This window comes from Marinilabilia salmonicolor JCM 21150 (genome assembly GCF_000259075.1).
Lineage (GTDB): Bacteria > Bacteroidota > Bacteroidia > Bacteroidales > Marinilabiliaceae > Marinilabilia > Marinilabilia salmonicolor.
In genome coordinates, this window is record NZ_AJKI01000042.1 from 1 (window position 1) to 24,803 (window position 24,803).

18 protein-coding genes are annotated in these 24,803 nt (G+C 41.7%); 7 read left to right on the forward strand and 11 right to left on the reverse strand.

All coding sequences use genetic code 11. The features are described 5' to 3' along the window. Positions 1 to 559 precede the first annotated feature (559 nt). Both W7W_RS0117775 and W7W_RS0117780 read left to right on the forward strand, forming a co-directional pair. Positions 560 to 1,036, forward strand: coding sequence for an Hpt domain-containing protein (locus W7W_RS0117775; protein WP_010665011.1), 477 nt, complete (start codon positions 560 to 562; stop codon positions 1,034 to 1,036). Continuing rightward, complete coding sequence (locus W7W_RS0117780; RefSeq protein WP_010665012.1) at positions 1,033 to 1,350, forward strand: STAS domain-containing protein; 318 nt, start codon at positions 1,033 to 1,035, stop codon at positions 1,348 to 1,350. The genes W7W_RS0117775 and W7W_RS0117780 overlap by 4 nt, the downstream gene beginning before the upstream one ends. Before the next feature lie 110 nt (positions 1,351 to 1,460). On the opposite strand, the gene clpB is transcribed toward W7W_RS0117780, so the two are convergent. Then, positions 1,461 to 4,046, reverse strand: a complete 2,586-nt coding sequence (clpB, locus tag W7W_RS0117785; RefSeq protein ID WP_010665013.1) for an ATP-dependent chaperone ClpB — start codon at positions 4,044 to 4,046, stop codon at positions 1,461 to 1,463. Positions 4,047 to 4,528: 482 nt separating this feature from the next. Between clpB and W7W_RS0117790 the strand changes: the two genes are divergently transcribed. The 3 genes from W7W_RS0117790 (at position 4,529) to W7W_RS0117800 (ending at position 10,651) form a co-directional block, all read left to right on the forward strand. Further along, a complete protein-coding gene (locus tag W7W_RS0117790; protein WP_010665014.1) occupies positions 4,529 to 6,463 on the forward strand; it encodes a hypothetical protein in 1,935 nt (644 codons plus the stop codon). Positions 6,464 to 6,967: 504 nt separating this feature from the next. Beyond that, positions 6,968 to 7,402 carry a hypothetical protein gene (locus tag W7W_RS0117795; protein WP_010665015.1) on the forward strand — a complete coding sequence of 145 codons (435 nt, stop codon included), beginning with the start codon at positions 6,968 to 6,970 and terminating at the stop codon, positions 7,400 to 7,402. Between the two features lie 180 nt (positions 7,403 to 7,582). Next, on the forward strand, positions 7,583 to 10,651 hold the full coding sequence (locus tag W7W_RS0117800) for an ATP-binding cassette domain-containing protein (protein ID WP_010665016.1): 3,069 nt from the start codon (positions 7,583 to 7,585) through the stop codon (positions 10,649 to 10,651). Positions 10,652 to 10,733: 82 nt separating this feature from the next. On the opposite strand, the gene W7W_RS0117805 is transcribed toward W7W_RS0117800, so the two are convergent. The 7 genes from W7W_RS0117805 to guaA all read right to left on the reverse strand — a co-directional run bounded on the left by W7W_RS0117805 (position 10,734) and on the right by guaA (position 17,520). Further along, on the reverse strand, positions 10,734 to 11,114 hold the full coding sequence (locus W7W_RS0117805; protein ID WP_010665017.1) for a DUF1987 domain-containing protein: 381 nt from the start codon (positions 11,112 to 11,114) through the stop codon (positions 10,734 to 10,736). Positions 11,115 to 11,133: 19 nt separating this feature from the next. Continuing rightward, positions 11,134 to 11,697 (reverse strand): SiaB family protein kinase, encoded by a 564-nt coding sequence (locus W7W_RS0117810; protein ID WP_010665018.1) that lies wholly within the window; start codon positions 11,695 to 11,697, stop codon positions 11,134 to 11,136. Positions 11,698 to 11,846: 149 nt separating this feature from the next. Further along, positions 11,847 to 12,773, reverse strand: coding sequence for a serine O-acetyltransferase EpsC (gene epsC / locus W7W_RS0117815; RefSeq protein WP_010665019.1), 927 nt, complete (start codon positions 12,771 to 12,773; stop codon positions 11,847 to 11,849). Between the two features lie 430 nt (positions 12,774 to 13,203). Then, a complete protein-coding gene (locus W7W_RS0117820) occupies positions 13,204 to 13,740 on the reverse strand; it encodes an AAA family ATPase (protein WP_010665020.1) in 537 nt (178 codons plus the stop codon). Between the two features lie 36 nt (positions 13,741 to 13,776). Continuing rightward, positions 13,777 to 14,406 carry a nicotinamide riboside transporter PnuC gene (gene pnuC, locus W7W_RS0117825; protein WP_010665021.1) on the reverse strand — a complete coding sequence of 210 codons (630 nt, stop codon included), beginning with the start codon at positions 14,404 to 14,406 and terminating at the stop codon, positions 13,777 to 13,779. Then, a complete protein-coding gene (locus W7W_RS0117830; protein ID WP_025007046.1) occupies positions 14,396 to 15,979 on the reverse strand; it encodes a S41 family peptidase in 1,584 nt (527 codons plus the stop codon). Before W7W_RS0117830 ends, pnuC begins: the two co-directional genes overlap by 11 nt. Before the next feature lie 11 nt (positions 15,980 to 15,990). Beyond that, the gene (guaA, locus tag W7W_RS0117835) at positions 15,991 to 17,520 is read right to left on the reverse strand and encodes a glutamine-hydrolyzing GMP synthase (protein WP_010665023.1); all 1,530 of its coding nucleotides are present in this window, start codon (positions 17,518 to 17,520) and stop codon (positions 15,991 to 15,993) included. Positions 17,521 to 17,743: 223 nt separating this feature from the next. On the opposite strand from guaA, the gene W7W_RS0117840 reads away from it, so the two are divergent. Further along, positions 17,744 to 19,348, forward strand: coding sequence for an alpha-N-arabinofuranosidase (locus tag W7W_RS0117840; protein ID WP_010665024.1), 1,605 nt, complete (start codon positions 17,744 to 17,746; stop codon positions 19,346 to 19,348). A 163-nt stretch (positions 19,349 to 19,511) separates the two neighbouring features. Here W7W_RS0117840 and W7W_RS0117845 read toward each other — a convergent pair whose 3' ends face one another. Genes W7W_RS0117845 through rpsA form a run of 3 tightly spaced genes read right to left on the reverse strand, consistent with a single transcriptional unit; the run spans position 19,512 to position 22,713 of the window. Continuing rightward, positions 19,512 to 20,423 carry a ribonuclease Z gene (locus W7W_RS0117845; RefSeq protein ID WP_010665025.1) on the reverse strand — a complete coding sequence of 304 codons (912 nt, stop codon included), beginning with the start codon at positions 20,421 to 20,423 and terminating at the stop codon, positions 19,512 to 19,514. Positions 20,424 to 20,431: 8 nt separating this feature from the next. Further along, on the reverse strand, positions 20,432 to 20,788 hold the full coding sequence (locus tag W7W_RS0117850; protein WP_010665026.1) for an STAS domain-containing protein: 357 nt from the start codon (positions 20,786 to 20,788) through the stop codon (positions 20,432 to 20,434). A gap of 26 nt (positions 20,789 to 20,814) precedes the next feature. After that, positions 20,815 to 22,713, reverse strand: a complete 1,899-nt coding sequence (gene rpsA, locus W7W_RS0117855) for a 30S ribosomal protein S1 (protein ID WP_010665027.1) — start codon at positions 22,711 to 22,713, stop codon at positions 20,815 to 20,817. Between the two features lie 565 nt (positions 22,714 to 23,278). On the opposite strand from rpsA, the gene W7W_RS0117860 reads away from it, so the two are divergent. Next, positions 23,279 to 24,610 carry a UDP-glucose dehydrogenase family protein gene (locus W7W_RS0117860; protein ID WP_010665028.1) on the forward strand — a complete coding sequence of 444 codons (1,332 nt, stop codon included), beginning with the start codon at positions 23,279 to 23,281 and terminating at the stop codon, positions 24,608 to 24,610. The last annotated feature ends 193 nt before the right edge of the window (positions 24,611 to 24,803 follow it).

Sequence of the window (24,803 nt, forward strand, 5' to 3'; positions counted from 1 at the left end):
CCCCCCCCCTCTCATTATTGGTCACGACCAATAATGAGAGGGGGCATGAGGAATACCTCAAAACCCAGGGCGTTGCCCGGGGCTATTGCCCTCAGGCTTTCAGCCTGTTTACATCTTACCTGCCTTATGTATAAGGTAGGCTAGTGTCATGTAAAGTGTAGAATCTCGGGTAAGCCGCAGCTATTTTTCACCTTGTGCAAATCAACAAAAAAGTAAGCATAGCCGCAGCTACGTGAGACTTTTTCTTGAGAAGCACAAGGTAGAAAGAGCAAGGCTTGGCCCGTCAGACGATGCTTAACTTCACACTAGCACAAATTTAAACGAAAAAAAGTGTTTAAAAGAATGACAATTATTTGTAAATTTACGTTAATGATAAAATGAACATGATTTTACCTGATTTATTCACCAATAATTCATGACTCGAATATAACAAAGTCAATAAAGCAGGTTGAAAAAAATAAAACTGAAGGGTTACAAAATCGTAATCTTCTGTTGCATTTCGCTGATGACATCATTTTTATTAGATTTGTACCATTCAAAAATATGAAAACAACTAGATATGTCCAACAAACATGAATTCGTAAACTTGTCCTATTTACAAAGTATTGCAGGGGATGATGAAGGCATAATAAATGAATTAATTACCATTTTCCTGGATCAGATTCCGGAGTTTACAGAAGGATTAGATAAAAGTTTTGAAGAAAAAGACTGGAGGAATGTAGCAGCCATAGCCCACAAAGCAAAATCATCGGTATTATCAATGGGAATGGAAGAGTTGGGCAATGTTGATTTAAAAAACCTGGAGCTAATTGCAAAAGAGATCTTTGTTCAGGAAGTTAAAAAGAAGTCTGACGCTACCGAAAAAGAAGTAAAAGAGTCTGAAAAACTGGAAAAGAATCTCAAAGGGTACGATGAAGAACGGCAAAAATGGATAAATGAAAACACCACCCCTGAAAAAGTGGCCGAACTCATTGAAAGATTCAAAATCACCATAAATAAAGCAGGAAAAGAACTTAAATCTGAAATAAAGGAATGATGGATACACTTCTCAAAGTAACCCGGGAGAACAATAAAATCACAGGAACACTTGTGGATACAGATCGGTTAAATGCGACCATCGCCACCGGGGTTAAGGAGCAACTCAATAAAAATTTTGATGATTCAGAAATTTGCTTTACCCTAAGTCTCCAAAACATTAAATTTATTGACAGCACGGGCATTGGTGTTCTCATCTCGGCTCTAAAAACTGCAAGGCAGCACAACGGCGAGTTTTACCTTACAGATGTAAATAAAGAAGTAATGGATTTGCTGGCTCTGATGAAACTCGATAAGGTGTTTGATTTCAAATAGCGGTTGCTAAAAACCATCATTCCCGGCCAATCATTTTACACAAATTCCCGGTTATAAAAAAAGTCCACCGGATCAAATCTCCGATGGACTCATAGTTTTTCATGTACCGATTAATTGGCAAAAGTCAAACCACCATCTTTAAAGTCAACGCGAATTGGCTGCTCTTTATCAACCTCATCCGCCAGTAACTTTTTAGACAAATCATTAAGTACAAACCTCTGTAGGGCCCGTTTTATGGGTCGGGCACCAAACAGTGGATCATATCCCACCCCGGCCAGATAATCAATGGCCTCCTCACTCATCTCAATAGATACATCCTGTGTCTTCAGAAGTCTGGCAATCTGTTCAAACTGAAGCTTGACTATTTCACGTATCTCCTCTTTAGACAATGGCGAGAAAGTTATGATATCGTCGATTCTGTTCAGAAACTCCGGTCGAATGGTTTGTTTCAATAGCGTCATCACTTCCTGGCGTGTTTTCTCCACAACCTCTCCCGAAAATCCGGAAGCTCCAGCATCTTCAAAATTCTTTTGAATCAGATGTGAGCCCACGTTGGAAGTCATAATAATGATGGTATTCTTAAAATCGGCATGACGGCCTTTATTGTCTGTCAATCTTCCGTCATCCAGCACTTGCAGCAGGATGTTAAACACATCCGGATGTGCTTTCTCTATTTCATCAAGTAAAACCACCGAATATGGTTTCCGCCTGACGGCTTCGGTTAACTGGCCACCTTCGTCGTACCCCACATATCCGGGGGGAGCTCCGATAAGCCTGGAAACAGAATGTCGCTCCTGATATTCAGACATATCAATACGGGTCATCAGATCCTCATCATCAAATAGAAATTCGGCAAGTGCCCGGGCCAACTCAGTCTTACCGACCCCGGTAGTCCCCAGAAAGATAAACGAACCAATAGGACGACGTACATCCTGCAGCCCGGCCCGGCTTCGTCTGACAGCATCAGCAACGGCCGCAATCGCCTCGTCCTGACCAATCACCCGCTTGTGCAATTGATCTTCGAGCTTAAGTAACTTCTGGCGCTCACTCTGAAGCATTCGGGTAACAGGAATCCCTGTCCACCTGCTCACAATCTGAGCCACATCCTCGGCATCTACCTCCTCTTTAATCATGGCATTCTGCGATTGACGCTCGGCCAACTGACGCTGCAACTTTTCAATGGTTTCATTGGCCTCCTTGATTCTTCCATAACGCAATTCAGCCACTTTTTCATAAAGACCTTCGCGCTCGGCACGATCGGCTTCAAACTTATACTGCTCTATGGCCTCCTTGTTTTTCTGAATTTGTTCAATGATGCCTTTTTCCTCTTCCCATCTGGCTCGTAAACCGTTGCGTTCTTCCTTCAGATTGGAGATCTCCTCACTCAATTCATTGACTTTCTTCGTGTCGCCTTCTCGCCTGATGGCCTCACGTTCAATTTCCAACTGCTTAATTCTTCGTTCAATTTCATCGATTTCTTCCGGAACTGAATTCATCTCAAGACGCAACTTGGAAGCAGCTTCATCAATCAGGTCAATGGCCTTATCGGGCAAAAACCGATCGGAAATATATCGTTTAGACAATTCTGCAGCAGAAATGATGGCTTCATCCTTAATTCTCACCTTATGATGAGTCTCATACCGTTCTTTCAGCCCGCGCAAAATGGATATGGCAGAAGCCAGATCCGGCTCATCCACCATCACAATCTGGAAACGACGTTCCAGCGCTTTGTCTTTCTCAAAGTATTTCTGATATTCTCCCAATGTAGTTGCGCCAATAGCTCTCAACTCACCTCTTGCCAGAGCCGGTTTCAGAATGTTTGCAGCGTCCATGGCACCTTCACTTTTTCCGGCACCCACCAGAGTATGAATTTCATCGATAAACAGCACAATTTCCCCGTCACTGCCAACCACCTCTTTGACAACAGCTTTGAGCCGCTCTTCAAATTCACCTTTATATTTGGCACCTGCAACCAAGGCCCCCATATCGAGCGAAAATATCCTTTTACTCTTCAGGTTTTCAGGCACATCTCCATTGATAATGCGATGAGCCAGACCTTCTGCAATGGCCGTTTTTCCCACACCCGGTTCCCCAATCAAAATGGGATTGTTTTTGGTTCTTCGCGATAGTATCTGAAGTATACGACGAATCTCATCATCGCGCCCAATTACGGGATCCAGCTTACCACTCCTGGCCTGCTCGTTGAGGTCAATGGCAAAGCGTCCCAGAGCATTAAAGGCATCTTCAGCCGACTGACTATCCACTTTGCTGCCTTTACGCAACTCTTCAATTGCCTGCTTCAGTCCTTTTTCAGTCACTCCGGCATCTTTCATCATTTTGGAAACCTGATCCCCGCTTTTGAGAATCCCCAGTAACAGGTGTTCAATACTGGCAAACTGGTCACCCATCTCCTTTGAAAAAGCAACCGCTTTTTGCAGACTTTCATTGGCTTCCCGACTTAAATAAGGATCGCCACCGCTCACTTTGGGGTAAGATTCTATCATCTTATCCAAAACAGGCACAAGTTGCCCAACCCCCATTTTATTAAACAGAAATCGGGTAATATTTTCTTCAACTTCAAGCACTCCCTTAAGCAGATGCCCGTTTTCTATTGCCTGATGCTGATAACCACCGGCAATTTGAAAGGCCTGTTGTATGGCCTCCTGTGCTTTTATAGTAAATTGATTCAGATTCATATCTTTTGGTTTTATTATTCAAAAACAGAATGTACTCTTAACCCTACCTCATACCTAAAACAGGTTAAGGCGTAAACAGACTGGAAGCCTGAGAGTTTAGAGTTATCCCCCACCTCCTCTCTTTATTACAATTCTCCTGGGGCGTTGTACCAGGCTATTTCTTAAAGACCTTCCGCCTTTTAAAACAAACCTTCACCTTTTCAATGCGACATTATGTTTTCCCTTAAAGGAAAAGCCCCGCTTCTAGGAGGACTGATTTATTGACTTCGTTGATCATCGATTCATAAATAAATCTTCTGCTTAAGCGCTTTCAAGCATCCTGCCACAAGCGGCAATACGTCAATTTGACGCAAAAAGCGCCTTTTGCGTGCCATTTTTTCAGCCACGGAATTTATCTCTGGTCAAAAACACAAATTGAAATGATTAAAAAATTCCTATTTTAGTAAAAGCAAAAACGAGGCTGTTTCTCAAAGCTGAGACCAATGACAACAACATTCAAACCATATATTCTTACTAAAATACAACATTTTAAACGGGATTTCAGAAATTTATTTTTCTTCGAATTTTCCCTCTTCATCCTATTGTTTTCGACCACCAACATTCATTCACAAACACCAGACACCCTCACCATCATTAGAAACGACACCACTATACAATTTGTACAGCCCAATACACGGGAAACACCGTTGCAAGGAAAAACCATTGAGGACATCCTGAAAAATTATTCGAACAGAAACATTTTCAGCCGGAAACTCCATGAATGGTTGGTAAAAAGCAGCATTGAGGAATCCGAATCGAGCAGTGGTTCTGCACAAAAAGAATTCATCGACTACAAGGGCAAAACAATTAGTCATATCGATGTCAGGCACATTCAGCCTTTTGGCGGCTCGGTGGAAGACACTGTTTCAGTTGCCGATTCCTGGATTGCACGCTTAGGCAATAAACTGAGATTCGAAACCGCATCAGGAGTTATTTTAAAAACCATTACATTCAGTGAGGGACAGAGTGTTTCAACCACCGACATCACAGATAGTGAGCGTCTGTTACGTTCTTTTTCCTTCATCAATGATGTGAGAATAATTATATGGCCACATCCCGAAAACCCAGAATCGGTAAATGTGAGTATTTATGTACAAGACAGATACCCACATGCAATTTCACTGGGACTTACAGACCAAAACCCCTCTTTTACGCTGATCAACAAAAATCTTTTCGGTCGCGGTTTTTCATTGTCCCACACCCTGGTTACCCCTACCATCGACATATCCACCTGGGGATTCCGGGAAACTTTTGGTGCCGAAAATATATTTGGAGAATACCTGGATTTTGAAATCGATTATTCCCACATCGAGAATCTGGAAATGATCAGTGGGATCCTGAAAAAAGATTTTGTTCTTCCGGAAATCAAATATGCCGGAGAAATATCCATAAACAGGTCATTCATTAGTCCTAAAATATTTGAATATCCAGCCATGGAATGGGAACCACCGTTAGACTATCTTCGCAAAAACTTTTACATAGGACGCTCTTTCCTGCTGAATAATCCGGATTCACCACTTCGATCGAACATCTATATTCTGGGGCGTCACCTGGACATAGAATTGTTTGACACTCCACCTGCCTCTCCTCTGTTTTCAGGTGGGAAATTCTATTATGGAGGGCTGGCATTTTCGCGTCGGGGTTACTACAAAAACAATCTGATATATTCGTTCGGCCGCACCGAAGATGTTCCGCACGGAATGCTTGCAGGCTTATCTTATGGTTATCATGAAGCCACAGATACCGCCAGGCATTTTCTGGCACTGCATTACAGTTCCGGTCGGGCATTGATTCCTTCCAAAGGTTACCTCTATCTAAGCGGAGATATTGGTTCTTTTTTCCAAAAAGGGAACCCCGAACAAGGGTATCTAAAACTCTCGGGCGAATACATTACCCCACTAATAAATGTTGGTCAGAGCAAAATGAGAAGCTTCCTGGAATTGCAGTATGTCACAGGCCTGCACCGAAAACAAGGCGAATATTTATCCATTGACGAAGACGTTAACGGACTGCACAGATTTGAATACAGAAACACCATAAGGGGATTGGAGAAAGCCGTATTGAAAACAGAACAAGTATTTTTTACTCCCATGGAACCCCTGGGGTTCAAGTTTGCGTTCTTTACTTTTTTCGACACAGCCTTTCTTCGGGAAAACGAAGACCATGGACTCTTCAGTCACACCCCTTATTTTAGTTTTGGCGGTGGGTTAAGAATCCGAAACGACAATCTGGTGTTCAACACTCTGCAAATAAGACTCTCGATCATGCCAAGGGTTCCGGAAGGGGAACTTCCATTCAGCTTCAGAACCAGTGGAGAATCCGTGAAAAACTTCAGGGATTTTGTTCCGGAACAACCGGGCAATCCGGTTTTCTATTAAAACGAATGAAACGAGCATGGCAAGGATTGCCTCGAAAGAGAATGTATAAAATCTTGCATGCGAGTTCCATCAGACCAATAACTTAGATGTATTTTCACACCAATGTAACCCCTGGTATTTATTTTCCGTATAAAATAACTCAACTGCACTTTCTGACAGACTAATCTGGATTATTGACTGTATCGAACTTCGTTTCATAAATTATCTGTTACAATGTTCAACTACCTGCAAAATTCGGCAGTCCTCAATGAAATTGACTTGAAAATAGTTCACTATTTCCTTCATCAATTTTCTCTGCGGTTGCCTATTTTTTTTGGTGTTTAAACATCTCATAACGAAAACTTCTGAATCGAAGATCGACGAAGTCAATAAATCATGCTAAAACTCAATTCTTAATTAACACCACAAAAAATTATTTTTGGCTAAAACCGTTATTTATCTGAATTTTTAAATAACTTTGGGTAAAGACATTTGAGGGCTATAATATTATCTAAGCTTTTATTCATGAAATCAAATAGAACAATAACATTTTTTCTGGTATTATTTTTTTCGGTATTGTTTACATCCGGAACAAATTCTCAGCCAACAGAAAAAATATACGCCGACTGTTTACTGCAGATTCAGAACGGGTTTGTTCACAACAGCCAACCCATGAAGGCACTTCTGACAGGATCAGAAGTTGCTGAATTCCGAACCACTTTATTCGAAGGGAACATATACCGGATCGCCACCTGTTCCCCGACAGATAAAAGAATATGGTTCTCGGTTTATGATACAAACAATAACATTTTGTTTTCCAGCACACATCAAAACTTCTCTTCTTCATGGGATTTTAAAATGGAAGGGAATATGGAGTGCATTATTGAAGCAGGTCTGATGCCAGGCAGCGGAGATTCAGGATTGGCTCTTGTGCTCATCGGCTTTAAGAATGCTCAATAAATCTATTCATGAGTTTATTCCGAAAAGTAAAAACTTTGCCAAATTCAAAGCGAACCGTTTTTCGCCCGGAGTTATTATCTGATAATGAGGAATCAACAAAATGACTCCTCAAAAAAAAAAGGCGTAACCGGACTTTTCGAAATCCGCTCATTCATGCATTGGAGAATATGATTAAATACCATGAGTGAAGGTATTTTAAAAGCATTGATGCAACTTTTTGCTTTAGTGGCAGCTCCGGAACAGGATGCCACTTCGGGAAGAAAAGTTGTGCAAAATTATCTCTCTTTACAACTCAATCAACAACTCATTGAGGAATACCTCCATCTTTTTGATAATCACAGAAGGACCTACCGGGAAAAAACAAAAGAAAAAACCCGGATTCCTAAACTTTATGCCGCAAGTTCAGTAAAAGTTCTTCGCATTGCCACGGCCATCAATGAAGAACTCACGCATTACCAAAAAATCATCGTAATCATTCAGTTGCTTGAATTTCTCGACTCAGGAAAGAAAGCGATGTCGGAGGTGGAATTCGAGTTTGCCGAAACGGTTGCCGAAACCTTTAATATTTACAGGGAAGAATTTCTGTCCATCCATCATTTCATTGTAAGTACCGAAAAAGAGCCCGAAGACAATCACCTGATTATCGGGGGAGAAAAAAGAAGACGGCGCGAAGAAAAATACATTTATCGGGAATTTTTAAATACTGAGATTTTTGTTCTTTATGTAAGTTCCGTATCTCTATGTCTTCTCAAAACCAGTGAAAGCACCGAACTTACCATCAACGGACAGGTGCTCCTTCCCCACCACATCCACTTTTTGAGACCGGGAGGCTCAATCCGTTACAAACATGGTACTCCGGTAACCTTCAGTGACATTGCCACCCATTTTAATTTTAAGGCCAACGAATCTCCCATTGTTTTTGACGTAAGAGACATCTCTTTCAGCTTCGACACCAAAAGAAATGCCGGTCTTCACCCTCTGAGTTTTGCAAGCCACTCAGGACAGCTTGTTGGCATTATGGGGGATTCAGGAGCAGGAAAGAGCACGCTCATCAATGTTCTTACCGGGATCTATCTTCCATCATCAGGAGAAATTCTAATGAATGGAATAGACCTTCACCTTTTCCCGGAAAAAGTAAACGGACTGATTGGTTACGTAGCACAGGACGACCTGCTAATTGAAGATTTGTCTGTATATCAGAATCTGTATTATAATGCCAGACTCTGTTTTGACCATCTTAGTGAGGAAGAGATAACAGAGAAAGTCATTCAATTGCTCAGCTCACTTGGCCTCTATGAAATCAGGAATATGAAAGTGGGCTCTCCCCTGAACAAAAAAATCAGTGGAGGGCAGAGAAAACGCCTAAATATCGCCCTTGAACTGATACGCGAACCCTCAGTTCTTTTTCTGGATGAACCAACCTCCGGCCTGTCGTCAAGAGATTCTGAAAACATCATGGATTTGCTCAAGGATCTGGCGGTTAAGGGAAAACTGATTTTTGTGGTCATTCATCAACCATCTTCCGAGATATACAAAATGTTTAACCAGCTTCTGGTGCTGGACACCGGAGGATACCTGATCTACAACGGTGATCCCGTGGGGGCCATCAACTACTTTAAATCGTGTATCAACCATGCCAATAGGGATGAAAGCGAATGCCCCGTATGTGGAAATGTAAATCCCGAACAGATTCTGAGCATTATCAACTCCAGTGTACTGGATGAATACGGAACCCCCACCCCGGCGCGAAAAACCTCACCCCTTGAATGGTTTCAGCTCTTCAAGAAACAATACCCGTCAAGCCGGGAGCGTAAAGAAAAAAGATTGCCACTGCCTGAAATAAATTTCAAAATACCCGGCCGGCTGGGACAGCTTGGCATTTTTTTCATCCGCGATTTAAAATCCAAACTGGCAAATGCTCAATACATTTTAATCAATCTGCTGGAAATGCCTGTTTTAGCATTTATTCTGGCAAGTTTGCTTTATTACTTTCAACCCGAAGCCCAACAGGAACCCGGATATCTGCTTTACAACAATCCAAACCTGGTTACCTTCCTTATCATTTCGGTAATCATCTCCATATTCGTTGGATTAACGGTCAGTGCCGAAGAAATTATAAGTGATAAAAAAATACTTAAGCGGGAAGCCTTCCTCAACCTCAGCCGTCTAAGCTACTTATTCTCAAAAGTTTTTCTACTGGCCATTTTATCGGCCATCCAAACAGCCATATTTACCTTTATCGGAAACACGATTCTGGAAATACAAAATATGTTTTGGCCATTCTGGCTTGTATTGTTTACCTCGGCCATATTTGCCAACCTATTGGGGTTAATCATATCAGACAGTCTTAAAAAGACAGTTAACATCTATATTTTGATTCCTTTCCTTATAATCCCCCAACTTATTCTGAGCGGTGTTTTTGTATCCTATGACCGCTTAAATCCGCATTTCTCGTCCGTATCCGAAATACCCTGGTACGGCGAAACAATAACCGCACGCTGGGCTTTTGAAGCAATGGCGGTTCATCAGTTTACCCATAACAATTATCAAAAGGAATTCTTTGTTTTCGATAAGCTAAAAAGTAAAGCCAATTACTATAAAGATTACTGGGTTCCGGCTTTTCGGAATGAACTGACCCGCTTAAAAAACAGTATAGAAGAGGAACAAACAAGTGACATCCGGATCTTATTGGAGAGTGAAAGTAAAAAAGCGGCAGCAGAACTGCCGGTTGAAAAAAACATTATTCCACCTGTTTTTAAGGAAGATGTCTCCATCGACAGTTTCCTGAACGAAGCAAATAAATTTACATCAGACGTTCAACGGTTTTATGTGGGGTTATACAATGAGGCAGACAAAAGACATGAAGAACAGCGGCGAAAACTGATACAACAGCATCCGAATGAAGGTAATCATTACCTGACCTCTTTAAGAAATCAGCACCACAATCAAGGACTTGAGCGATTTGTAAGAGGGACAGATGATTTCTTTTCCAAGCGGATCATCCGGCATAACAATTCATTTGTTCAAAAATTTGACGCTATTTATAAGGACCCAAATCATCCTTTCGTTAAAGCTCACTTTCTTGCCCCCTATAAAAACATCGGAAGCTATAAGATCCCTACACTTTGGATTAATCTTTTTGTGATGTGGACAATGAATTTGCTGCTTTTCATTTTTCTCTACAGCCAGTTCCTGAAAAAACTAATCTCCGGAAGTAAGAAAGCATTACCCCGGAAAAACAATAGGTAACCCCTTAAGCGGGATTACCTATATTCAGCCGGAGCATCCGGCTATATAATTTAAAAAAAGAAAAGAGTATCCGTTTTCGGATTTACTCCTCCATTTCAATCATTTTAAAGGGAAGATTAATAATGGACTGGTAATCCTCTCCTGCCTCAAACATATCTTCATCGTCCTCTTCGTAGTACCAGTTTACCTGAACTTTAAAACCCTTTTTAAACAACAATTCCAGTTTCTTAAAAATATCAAGAATACACTTTGAAGAACTGGTATTGAAGTATTCCAATTGAATATTGATAATCGTATTATCTTTGGGATCATCACCATACTCATCAATCCAATCGATCAGCGGTTTATAAAACTCTACTGAATTCTCGGGAATTGACCGGCCCTTGATCTCAACCACACCTTTCTCCCCGTCAAGCTTAACGTAGGGAGTTTTGGGTGTATCTTCACGGATAATTGTTTCCATAATGGCAATTATATCTTTATTAACTTATGTACACGTCCAAAGAAAAGAAAATATGTTCTCCGTCGTAAGGATACAAAAAATATTCCAGTTTATTACCTGTTTTTCTAACAATATCAAGCATTCCCAAGCCTCCTCCGCCTTTTTCGGAGAGAGCTTCATTGCCCAAAATATCGCGATAAAGCATTCTCACCTCTTCATCTGAGAGAGAATTAAGCTGTTCTATGCGATCTTTTATAAAATTGACTTTTGATCTCAGAATAAAATTCCCGGTGGTAACCCGGAAAAATGAACCATCATGAACAAGACACGCGATGCCAAAGTTAGGAGATCCACCTGCTGAAAGTCCAGCCGGAGGGGCATCAACATGATGATAAAGATTCTGCATACATTCTACAAAAACATTATAGACTTTTTTTCGGGTCTGCAGTCTTTCTTTCGTGAGCAAAGGGCTGTTTTCTACAGCATCAAGAGCATGGGTAATCATCTCCGGAGAAATACTTCCTGTATATTTAAAAATCACATCGCCCTGCAACTTGTGAGCGTACCATTCCTCAAGATTGAAACCCATTTTAATATCTTGCATTAGTTCTTTACAAAGATAAAAATTTATATATTTTTTTGAACTTTTAAGTTCCGAAGTTTAACGATTTCTGAACAAACTAAAACACAAATATTCTTTTTTTTGGTAAATAAAGCTCAGAATATGGCAAAAGAAAGCATTTACATGATAAATCAGATTCCATCGCCCCCCATAAAACCGGAATGACGATACTTTTCCTGAATAATTTTACTCTCGGGAGGAACTGAAGTTGTCAGCCAGACATTACCTCCAATTACAGAGTTGGCCCCTACGGTAACACGTCCAAGAATGGTCGCCTGAGCATAAATAATCACATTGTCTTCCACAATCGGGTGACGATCAATACCTTTAATTGGATTACCATCTTCATCAAGAGGAAAACTCTTTGCCCCCAGGGTCACTCCCTGATAAATTTTCACGTGGTTACCGATAATACAGGTAGCACCGATAACCACACCGGTTCCGTGATCTATAGTAAAATGGTGACCAATGCTGGCCCTGGGATGAATATCGATTCCCGTTTCGGAATGTGCCATTTCGGAAACAATTCTCGGAATCAGCGGAACTTTAAGTTGTAATAATTCATGAGCGATTCGGTAATTGGTAATGGCCCGAATGGCCGGATAACAAAAGATTACTTCTGCGCTACTTTGTGCAGCAGGGTCGCCTACATAGGCTGCTTCCACGTCAGTGGCCAGCAGATGACGGATCTGCGGCAACTTTTCAATAAACTGGAGTGTAATCTTTGCCGCCCGGTCTTTGCGGTGCAGCAAGTCTTCTCTGTTGGTATGGTGACAATCGAAACATAAACCTGCATAAATCTGCTGCCGAAGCAAATCGTAAAGTTTCTCCACATTCACCCCGATATAATAGCTGATACTGGCAGGACGAGTTGGTGAATCACCGTAATACCCCGGAAAAACTATCTCACGCAGTAGATCAACAATCTCACCCAATACTCTGGAAGAAGGCATTGGCTGATCGGGATAGTGCCGGTGACAAACCGATTGGTATGATTCCTCACGCGACAACTGTTCAATGGTTGCTTTAAGTCTTTTGGGATATTCCAGATAATTCATCAGTATATAATTTATCTAAGTTATTGGTCTGATGGAACTCGCATGAAAGGAATTTATACATTGTCTTTTGTGGCATCCCTTGCCATGCACGTTTCATTCGTTTGAAATTTTGTAATTAACTGACAAAAAACCAATTAAAAAATTTGAGAACGGATGGAACTCGCATGCAAGGATTTATACATATTCTTTTGGGGCAATCGTTGCCATGCTCGTTTCATTCGCTTAAATTTTATTTAACTGATTGGTAAGATTAAACATCCCATGATTTTGAGATTATCTCTTTATTTTTGATTTTCATAATTCAAAAATCATGAAAGCTTCATTCGTTTAAATTCTACAATAAGTTAATTATCAATTTTAGAGAACAAAAGAACACCTTCATTCTCACCTAACTTCTATTTAAAAATCTCTCAAATAACACCTTTCTGCATTAAGGAATCGGATGAACAGAAAACCCTCTTGCTGAAAGACCGTTCAAGGCACTGTTCAATCTGTGAACACCACTCCCCTCCACCAGAGAAAAAGAAATTTGGTAGTATTCCAGTTCCTTCAGATAACAGTCAAACAAATATTCCCGGCTGTCCGGATTTTCCCTGATTCCATCATCCTCCCATGGCAAATCCGGAATACACAAAAGAGCCAGGTCAGGCTTTAACTCTTTTATCGCTTTATCAATCCAGACAGGACAACAAGAAAAAACTTCCTGAAACCACACCTTTGTAATTATCAGAAAGGTATCAAAAAAAACGAATTCCTCTGCCTTTACCACTGAATCCATCTTATGATATTCAAGCACCTGGTAATGTGCAATTTTCTCAACATCTGCAAAAGAATAGGAACCTCCGGTATTTTCTACATGTTGTCTTGCATATTCTTCAACGGCATGCCCCTGAAAATGTTCAGCCAATTCTTTAGTCAAAGCTGACTTTCCTGTAGATTCGGGTCCTGTAATAACAATGGCAGTCATAGCTTTTCACTTTATTCAGTATCCGGGTTTAACTTCCTACCCTCGCCGTTGTATCTCCCGGTCACGCACCATCATCTGCTGTTTCCACTCACGATAGCCAACAACAGCAACCAGGGTATAAACAATGTACAAAACAACAGTCACGGTTAATCCCTTGTAAAGATACATCCCGGTACTTACCAGATCCACAACCACCCAAACCAACCAATGCTCTATTTTTTTACGGGCAAGCATCCAGGTTGCAACAATTCCTCCGGTGGTGGTAAATGCATCCCAATAAGGCAGATCTGAAGTGGGAATGCCCATTTGTTCAGGCAACTTTAGCAATGCAATCACAACCACACCGTATATCAAAACTCCTGTAATAAGTAATTTTAAGGCCAATGATTTATTAACCCCGGAGACAGGCATTTTGGGTTTTCCACTTTCTTTTCGCCCGGTTTTCCAGGCCAGCCATCCGTAAACACTTATCACAAGGTAGTAAACCTGAAGAGACATATCTGCATAAAGCCGCTCATCCAGGAACAACACTAAGTAGAAAAAGGAACTGACAAAACCTGTCACCCATAGCCAGATATTCTCACGTACAGAAAGATAAAGATACAACAACGCAAAGATTGTTCCCAGCAATTCAATCCAATGAGCAATCAACCAGTCAATTATCATTCTCAAGTACCTTTTTATAGGCCGCCTGATCTTCAATGACCTCCAAGACAGTATCGAAAAAAGGCAACGCCGGATTCAGTGTTTGATAATATTCACTGGTACTCCATAAATTACGTGCAATAAGCGCCTTTATCTGCAAATTAAGCCAGACCAACGAAGTGTCCAGCTGCTGTTCATCAGGTTCAATACCGGCAACCTCTGCCCTTTGAGCAAGCTGTTCAATAAATTCACCCGGAACTTTAAAATTATCTTTAAAATCTTCGAAAGAACCAAATTCATTCAACCATTCCTCCCGGTGGTCATCAAGCTTATCCATCACCAGGCGATTAACAGATCCTGATGCTACCAGATCCCGGTAATAGGGTGTGTAGTAAGCGGTGTCCATAGGTATAAAAATATCAGGCATAATGCCTCCTCCACCAAACACCATACGCTCCGATTTCAAAGTACGATAAGTCAAACTATCAGGCATATCTATGCTGTCGGAATGCATCATTTCTCCATGCTGAAACCTTTCATATATTTCGGCATGGTACTCATCCAAACCTTCATCATAGGATTTTTGAATGCTTCGCCCTGATGGCGTATAATATTTGGCAATCGTTAGCCGGATTTCGGCACCATCAGGCAACGAAAACGGACGTTGAACAAGCCCTTTACCAAAGCTTCGACGCCCCATTACCACGCCCCGATCCCAGTCCTGGACAGCACCTGCAACGATTTCGCTGGCAGAAGCAGAACCTTCATCAATGAGCACCACCAGGTTTCCTTTTTCCCAAAGTTCTCCTGAATGAGAATGATATTCCGACCGGGGAATGGCCATACCATCGGTATAAAGCAACAAACTCTCTCCGCCAATAAACTCGTCGGCAATGTCCAGAGCTGCCTTAAGATATCCACCGCCGTTGCCTCTCAAGTCCAACACCAGGTTATCAATCCCCATCTCTTTCAACTCCTTAAGCGCTTTTACAAATTCCCGGTGTGTACTCTGGGCAAAACGGGATATTTTAATGTAACCGGTTTCCCCGGACATTTTGTAAGCTGCCTCCAGACTAAAGATGGGTATTTTATCTCTTTCTATAATAAAACTCAGAACCTGACCATTCCTGAATACTTTAACCCTAACCTCAGATCCTTTGGGGCCACGAAGAAGGTCAAAAACATCACTATTGGCCAATCCAATGCCTGCTACATTTTGTCCGTCAATCTCTGTGATTCTGTCACCGGCCATAAGGCCAACTTTCTCCGAGGGACCACCGGGAATGGTTGCCACCACCGTCAGGGTATCCTTCAGAATCATAAACTCGATGCCTATGCCCTCAAAATTACCATCCAGAGGCTCATTCATGGCTTCCACTTCTTCGGCAGGAATGTACACCGAGTGTGGATCCAGCTTCTCCAGCATGGCAACAATGGCTTCTTCGGCCATTTCATGAGTATCCACACTGTCCACATAAAAAGTAGATATCAACTGCCACGAAAGCCTTAGTTTATCAAGCTCCGGATCATCCAGCTGAGCACTTACCGGAGAAAGCATCAGCAATAATGCAGCAAACAAGAAATAAAATCGCATAAAAAATATTTTTATTCCCATTCAATGGTCGCAGGTGGTTTTGAACTAATATCGTAAACCACCCTGTTTACTCCCTTGACACGGTTTATTATTTCATTGGAAATGCGCCCCAGAAATTCATAAGGCAGGTGCACCCAATCTGCAGTCATCCCATCAGTAGAAGCCACGGCCCTGAGTGCAACCACACTTTCGTAAGTTCTTTCATCGCCCATTACGCCCACCGACTGAACAGGTAATAACATAGCACCGGCCTGCCATACCTGATTGTACAAATCATGCGAACGAAGCCCTTCAATAAAAATGTAATCCACATCCTGAAGAAGAGATACCTTTTCGGGGGTAATCTCACCCAGAATACGAATGGCCAGACCCGGTCCGGGGAACGGATGACGCCCCAGAATGGTAGGCGAAATTTTCAACTCATGCCCGACTCTTCGTACCTCATCCTTAAAGAGAAGCTTAAGAGGTTCAACAACTTTCAGATTCATCTTTTCGGGCAATCCGCCCACATTATGATGAGATTTAATGGTTGCTGAGGGACCATTGACCGATACCGATTCAATCACATCAGGATAAATGGTACCCTGGGCAAGCCATTTCACCCCGGTTATTTTTTTGGCTTCTACATCAAAAACCTCAATAAATACGCGGCCAATTATTTTCCGTTTCTCTTCAGGTTCAGAAACACCATTCAATTCGCCTAAGAAAAGATCCTTTGCATCAACACCCACCACATTTAATCCCATGTGTTTGTAGGAATCAAGCACATTCTCATATTCATACTTTCGCAAGAGGCCGTTGTCAACAAAGATGCAAGTGAGGTTTTTTCCAATGGCTTTGTGCAGCAACATAGCGGCTACCGAACTGTCCACGCCCCCCGACAAACCTAAAACAACCCGGTCGTTTCCAAGTTGTTCTTTCAATGCCTCCACGGTCTCCTCCACAAAAGAAGCGGGAGTCCAGTCCTGACTGCAGCGGCATACATCAACCACAAAGTTGCTTAATATCTGAAGGCCCTGAGTTGTATGATATACTTCGGGATGAAACTGAATGCCAAAGGTTTTCTCATTTTCAACTTTATAGCCAGCGACCTCAACATCTCCGGTACTTGCCACAATCTTAAAGTTCTCAGGGAGTTTCATAATGGTATCTCCATGTGACATCCAAACCTGAGAGCCTATTTCAATTTCCCTGAACAACTCATTCTCAGAGTCAATAAATTTCAGGTTAGCACGACCATATTCCCTGGTATCGGAAGCCTCTACCAGGCCCCCGTAATTCTGTGCCATAAACTGCGCTCCGTAACATACCCCCAATAAAGGTAATTTGCCTTTGATTTTACTCAAATCAGGTACAGGAGCATTCTGCCCCCTCACACTGGAGGGACTTCCGGAAAGAATTACACCTTTTACGGCATCATCCAGCTCCGGAAAGTTGTTAAACGGATGTATTTCACAATAAACATTGAGTTCACGGACACGTCGGGCAATCAACTGCGTATATTGAGAGCCAAAGTCCAGGATAAGAATTTTTTCCTGCATGAAGATTGAGTGTTATGGGATTAAAAAATCAATGCAAATATAAGGAGAATGTCTGTATTTTCAGTTCTTTTTAAGTGCGACCTACCTGTCAGATTCCAACAAATCACATAAAAAGCCATTGCCAAAACATTCATCTACCTCTAATACCTGTTTGTCCTCCACAGCCGGTAAAAGGAAACTTAAATTTGTTAAAAATCATTTATCACAAAAAAACAACATCACTATGAAAGAAAGTTATCTGCTAAAAACCATCCTGATTGCCATTCTGACATTTGCCTCACTTCCCCCCGGAATGACACAAAGTGCACAGAATGCACGAATAAAGATCGACGTGGAACGCACCATTGGAGAGGTAAACAAAAACATTTACGGAAACTTTGTGGAGCATCTGGGGCGATGTGTATATGGAGGAATCTATGACCCCGACAGTCCCCTTGCTGATGAAAATGGTTTTCGAAAAGATGTAATGGAAGCCGCAAAAGGCCTAAACATACCGCTACTTCGCTACCCCGGAGGTAACTTTGTATCGAACTATAACTGGAAAGACGGAGTGGGTTCTGACCGTCCCAAACGGCTGGAATTGGCCTGGCAACGATTGGAAACCAATGAAGTTGGAACCAACGAATTTATGACTTACGCAAAAGAACTGGGAACAGAACCCTATTTTGCAGTAAATTTGGGGACCGGAACGATTAAAGAAGCACAACAATGGGTGGAATATACCAATGTTAAAGAAGGTCCCTACTATGCAGAACTCAGAAAGAAACACGGTTATCCGGAGCCTCACAACATTAAGTACTGGAGTCTTGGAAACGAAATGGACGGCTACTGGCAAATGGGTCATCTGAATGCCATTGATTACTCTAAAAAAGCACGTGAAGCCGGAAAACTCATGCGCCTCACCTCCCCCGACATAAAGCTTATTGCTGCCGGTTCATCCAACTATAGACCCGATGCCAATCCGGATGAATGGAACAGAACCATTCTGGAAGAATTAAAGGATTACATCGATTACATTGCATTGCATATTTATGTAGGTAACCCTGATGACAACTATTACAATTTCATGTCCACACCCCTGGTCATTGAGGAGCGTACCAAAATAGTGAAAGGGATGATCAATGAAGTAATGCAAAGAACACTGCGACGCGACCATACCGAAGATCCTATTTACATTGCCTGGGATGAATACAACGTATGGTATCGGGCCCGCTCCGGAGCCAATATGGTGGGAGACCGTGCCCTGGAAGAACATTACAACCTGGAAGATGCCCTGGTGATATCAGGGATGCTCAATGCTTTTATCAGAAATGCAGATGTTGTAAAAATGGCAAATATGGCACAGTTGGTCAATGTAATTGGCCCCATTTTTACCAGCAAAGACGATATGTTCAAGCAAACCATCTATTATCCGCTGGCTTTGTTTGCCAACAATATGTACGGAACCTCTCTTGACTTGTTTGTTGATTGTGAGACTTATGACACAGAGGAATTCCATCTTGGTTTGGGAGAAACAACTACCAAGCAAACGGATGTACCCTATCTGGATGTATCGGCTACTTATCAGGATGATGAAATAACCATTGCCGTAGTAAACCGGCACAAAGATAACGCCATCACAACCGATCTGATTGCCCAAACAGGGGAATTTGCAGGATCATTGGAGATTTATGAAGTAAACGGTCCGGATATTAAAGCAAAAAATGACTTTGGAGAAACCAATGTAGAAACCAAAAAACTGGAAAATATTAAAGCAAAAGGGAAAACCGTAACTTATGCTTTCCCGCCTCACTCAATGACACTAATCAAAGGTAAAATAAAACTTTAATTGTCACCCTCCATAATAATTAACGGGAGCCTGCTTCATTGGAGACTCCCGTTATTTTTATTCTTCAAGCCACAAAACAGGGGAATCACATGATTATGAGCCACTAAAACAAATCAGCAACCCTTTCAACGATTTATCAAATCCTGAGCCCCCTCCAATCAATTCAAATATCAAAGGTTACCCCTTCCCCTGCTATTTCAGTATCAGGAAATACCTCTCTGGCTTCGGCCAGCAAAGGAGATAAATCGCGGTATCTGGAGGAGAAATGACCAATCAGTAATTTCTTCACCCCTGCCTCAAGAGCTATTTCTGCTGCCTGTCTGGCAGTGCTGTGGAAAGTCTTTTTTGCAAGTCCTTCCTGATCCGACATAAAAGTTGCCTCATGATAAAGCATATCAACCCCTTTAACTACCTCCGCCACTGATTGAAGAGGTAGCGTATCGGTACAAAAAGCATAAGACAGCGATGGAGGCGCCGGAAATGTAAGTTTCTCATTGAGAATTTGCTCCCCGTTGTCCCTCATAAAATCCGCCCCCTGTTTTAACTTCGGCAAAACGCGTAAAGGAACATTATAAAAGTCGCACACCGGCTTATTGATCTTTCGCTCTTTTGGCTTCTCTCTAAACAGAAAACCAACTGTAGGTATCCGGTGCTCCACAGGAAAGGTAGAAACCCCCAGTACCGCATCTTCATAAATCAACTCCTTCTCCAGGGGATTGATGCGATGAAAGACAATATTGAACGGCAGTTCTTTGCTGAAATAGTCTATTACCGGACGCAGAACAGTCTCCAGATCAACTACTCCATGGATATGCAAATCTTTAGTCCTCCCCAGGAGTCCAAAAGAAGAGATCAAACCTGGCAATCCAAAAACATGATCCCCGTGAAGATGAGAAATAAACACATGGTCAATTTTCCCAAAATGCACTCTGTTCCGACGTAACTGCATCTGCGTACCTTCACCACAATCAATCAAAAAAAACCGCCCCGATGCATTAAGCACCTGGGCGGTTGGATTTCGTTCGGATGTGGGAAGTGCTGAGTTACTGCCAAGAATTGTGACAGAAATTCCCATAAACACACCTATTTTTTACCGATGGATTGTCTCATCATCTGGATACCCTCATCGATATCCGGAGCGATGTTCAGGACGGTGTCCAACTGCGACACTGCAATAAGCCGTTCCACGGCAGGTTGCAAACCACAAATCACAAACGCACCATCAGCATTTTTGCACAACCGGTTGGCGACTAATATGGAACTTAATCCTGATGAATCGCAATAATTACATTTACTTAGATCGAGAAGAATGTTTTTTTCTCCGTTCCCGGAAAGTAAAACAATTTCTGATTTAAGATTTGGTGCTACATTGGTGTCGAGTTTTTCTTTCAACACCTTTACCACCATGAAATCATCAATTTTATCAATTTTAAAGTCCATATATTATCGCCCCCTTAAAAATATGACTATTCTTCTTTTTTGTCTTTAGAACCACTCTCGTCAGCTTCCATTTGATCTTTCAAAGCAGCAAGTTCTGAGATATCCCCCAGTGTGGTTTTTTCCAGACTGTCCTTAAGTTTCTTAACTCCTTTTTTGGCAGTTTTGGCCTGAGTTTTCTTAGCAGTCTGCTCTTCAGAACGTTTTTCATCTTCAAAAACGCGTGAGTGAGACAAAATAATGCGCTTGGCACCTTTGTTAAACTCAATCACTTTGAATTGCAACTTCTCATCTGCTTTGGCCTGGCTACCATCCTCTTTCACAAGATGACGGGGAGTGGCAAAACCTTCAACACCATAAGGCAAAGCAATAACAGCACCTTTGTCAAATACGTCAACAATGGTTCCTTCATGAATTGAATCCACAGTAAAGATGGTTTCGAAGACATCCCACGGGTTCTCTTCAAGTTGCTTATGACCAAGGCTCAAACGACGGTTTTCTTTGTCGATGTCAAGTACAACCACCTCGATATCTTCACCAACAGTGGTAAATTCAGCAGGATGCTTCACTTTCTTGGTCCATGACAGGTCAGAAATATGAATCAAACCGTCAATACCCTCTTCGATTTCAACAAACACACCAAAGTTAGTAAAATTCCTGACTTTTGCTTTATGCTTGCTTTCAACCGGATACTTCTCTTCGATGTTATCCCATGGATCCGGCTTGAGCTGCTTCATACCCAGAGACATCTTACGCTCTTCACGATCCAGTGTAAGAATCTGAGCTTCCACCTCATCGCCAACTTTCAGGAAGTCCTGAGCACTGCGAAGATGCTGCGACCATGACATTTCAGAAACGTGAATAAGACCTTCAACACCTGGAGCTATTTCAACAAAAGCACCATAGTCGGCCATCACAACCACTTTTCCTTTCACTACATCGCCCACTTTAAGCTCGGTATCCAGTGAATCCCACGGATGAGCTGTAAGCTGCTTAAGACCAAGAGCAATACGTTTTTTCTCGTCATCAAAGTCGAGAATAACCACGTTCAATTTCTGGTCAAGCTGAACAATTTCTTCGGGATGCGAAACACGTCCCCAGGAAAGATCTGTGATGTGGATAAGTCCGTCAACACCACCCAGGTCGATAAATACACCATAGGAAGTAATGTTTTTGACAGTACCTTCCAGCACCTGACCTTTCTCCAGTTTGGAGATAATTTCTTTTTTCTGCTGTTCCAGCTCGGCTTCGATAAGCGCTTTGTGTGAAACAACAACGTTTTTGAATTCGGGGTTAATTTTAACCACTTTGAATTCCATGGTTTTACCCACGTACATATCGTAGTCACGGATAGGCTTCACATCGATTTGTGAACCCGGAAGGAAAGCCTCAATGCCAAATACATCAACAATCATACCTCCTTTGGTACGACATTTAATGTATCCTTTGATTACCTCATCCTTTTCGAGGGCTTCGTTCACACGATCCCAGGAACGGAGGGCACGGGCCTTTTTGTGTGAAAGCACCAGCTGACCTTTTTTGTCTTCCTGGCTTTCCACATAAACCTCTACCTGATCTCCCACCTTAAGGTCGGGATTGTAACGAAACTCGTTGCGACTAACAATACCATCAGATTTGAAACCAATGTTGATAACAACCTCGCGCTTATTCATCGCGATAACGGTTCCTTCGATCACTTCTTTTTCGGTAATGGTTGACAAAGTTTTGTCATAAAGCTTTTCCAGTTCTTCTTTTTCAGAACCTTTGGCTTCTTCAACCAAATCACCGTTTTCGTACTTGTCCCAGTCAAAGTCAGCATCTGCTGTTTCAACAGTTTCAACCTGAGGCTTCTTGTCCTCAACTTTTTCGTTTACTTCAGGAGTAGCATTGTTCTGCTCCTGTAAGTTTTCATTTTCTAATTCTGCCATTAATTAAACCTCGCAAAATCTATTAGTTAGACATTATATTGATAAAAAATCGGTGCAAAAATAGGAACTTTTCCAACAAAACAAGAACAATCCCTTAATTTTATTTGCTAACTTACTTGGAAATAGTCCACTATTCCCTGCTGCAGTTTTGTTTGAGCCTGCCTTTTTACAGGATGAAACCTCTGACAAAAATTACTCCACCAATCATTGTGAAATTTATTGGATTCCGTGCACAATGTCAAGGACAAGTCCATACGTCAAATAGTCCTGCACAATTTCGGACATTTTCGTATATTTCCTGACATTAAGTTTTACCTTTTACCCTGCAGCTATTTTATTGATGCACTTATCCCGATAAACAGGAACTGCTAATGGCAGATTTGAGGAATCAAAACTCCCCAACAGTTGAACCGTTTTAGGTTGTAAATATTTAGATTGAATTAAACGCCCGGTTCTTTTATTTATGCCGCGTTGTGGCAGTTTTGAGAAATAAGGGTTTCATACTGTTTCACCGAAATATTTTTTCTATTTTTGAAAACTGAAGCAATAATTTAAACACCAATTTATGAAAATATCTATTGTAGGAACAGGCTACGTAGGCCTGGTTACCGGAACTTGTTTTGCAGATACAGGCGTAAACGTTACCTGTGTGGATATTGATGAGAAAAAAATCAATAACCTCAAAAAAGGAGTTGTTCCAATTTATGAGCCCGGACTTGAGACTATGATAAAAAACAATGTTGAAAAAGGCAGATTGCATTTTTCAACCAGTCTGAAAGAAAGTCTGGATCAGGCAGAGGTTATCTTTATTGCTGTTGGAACACCTCCCGGTGAAGATGGAAGCGCAGATTTAAGCTATGTACTGGCTGTTGCATCAGAAATCGGCAAACATATTACGCAGAGCATGGTGGTGGTAACCAAGAGTACGGTGCCCATCGGCACTTCAGAAAAAGTCAGAGCCGCAGTAAAAGCAGAATTGGATAAACGTAATTCAGACATTCCGTTTTATGTAGCTTCCAACCCAGAGTTTTTGAAAGAAGGAAATGCCATCGACGATTTCCTGAAGCCAGACCGTATTGTGGTAGGCACTGATTCGGAAGAGGCCGAAAAAGTCATTCGCAGACTCTATAAACCGTTCCTGCTCAACAACCACCCTATTCTCTTTATGGACATCCCATCGGCAGAGCTCACCAAATATGCAGCCAACTCAATGCTGGCCACCAAAATCAGTTTCATGAACGATATCGCCAACTTGTGCGAGTTGGTAGGAGCTGATGTAAATATGGTACGCAAAGGCATTGGAAGTGACAGTCGAATCGGAAATAAATTTATTTATCCGGGTATTGGATACGGAGGCAGTTGTTTCCCCAAAGATGTAAAAGCAATTATCCGTACTGCCCATTCCTACAATTATCCGCTGCGATTAATGGAAGCCGTCGAAAACATCAACGAAGACCAAAAAAGAATCATCGCAGCCAAGGTAAAAAACTACTTCAACAACGATGTTAAAGGAAAAACCATTGCCCTGTGGGGACTGAGTTTTAAACCCAATACTGATGACATGAGGGAGGCCCCTTCCAAAGTTATTATTGAAGAATTGATTGAAGCTGGAGCCAAAATAAAAGCCTACGATCCGGTAGCCATGGATGAAGCAAAAAAAGAGGTTGGAAATTCAATTACCTACGGGCAGGATCCTTATGACGTTCTGATTGATGCTGATGCTCTTCTGCTCCTGACTGAGTGGCCCGAATTCAGGATACCTAATTATAAAGTTATGTCAAAACTGATGAATCACAAAGTTGTTTTCGACGGTCGGAATATCTATGATATGAATGAAATGAATGAAAACGGATTCGATTACTTTGGCATTGGCCGGTCTCAAAAAGAGATTAAATAGTGTTTGTCTATAAAATCCAACTTCTGCGTTGTTGCTCAAAATCTAAATCCTCATCCCGATTGTGCTTTTTGTTGGTTTTTTGTTTAAAAAACCTTACAAAAGCTACTTCGGGACTGCGGTTTAGATTTTTCACACGCCTTGAATTTGAACTTTCTATTTCAAACACGTGAAAAACGCTTGGTTTATGGACTGA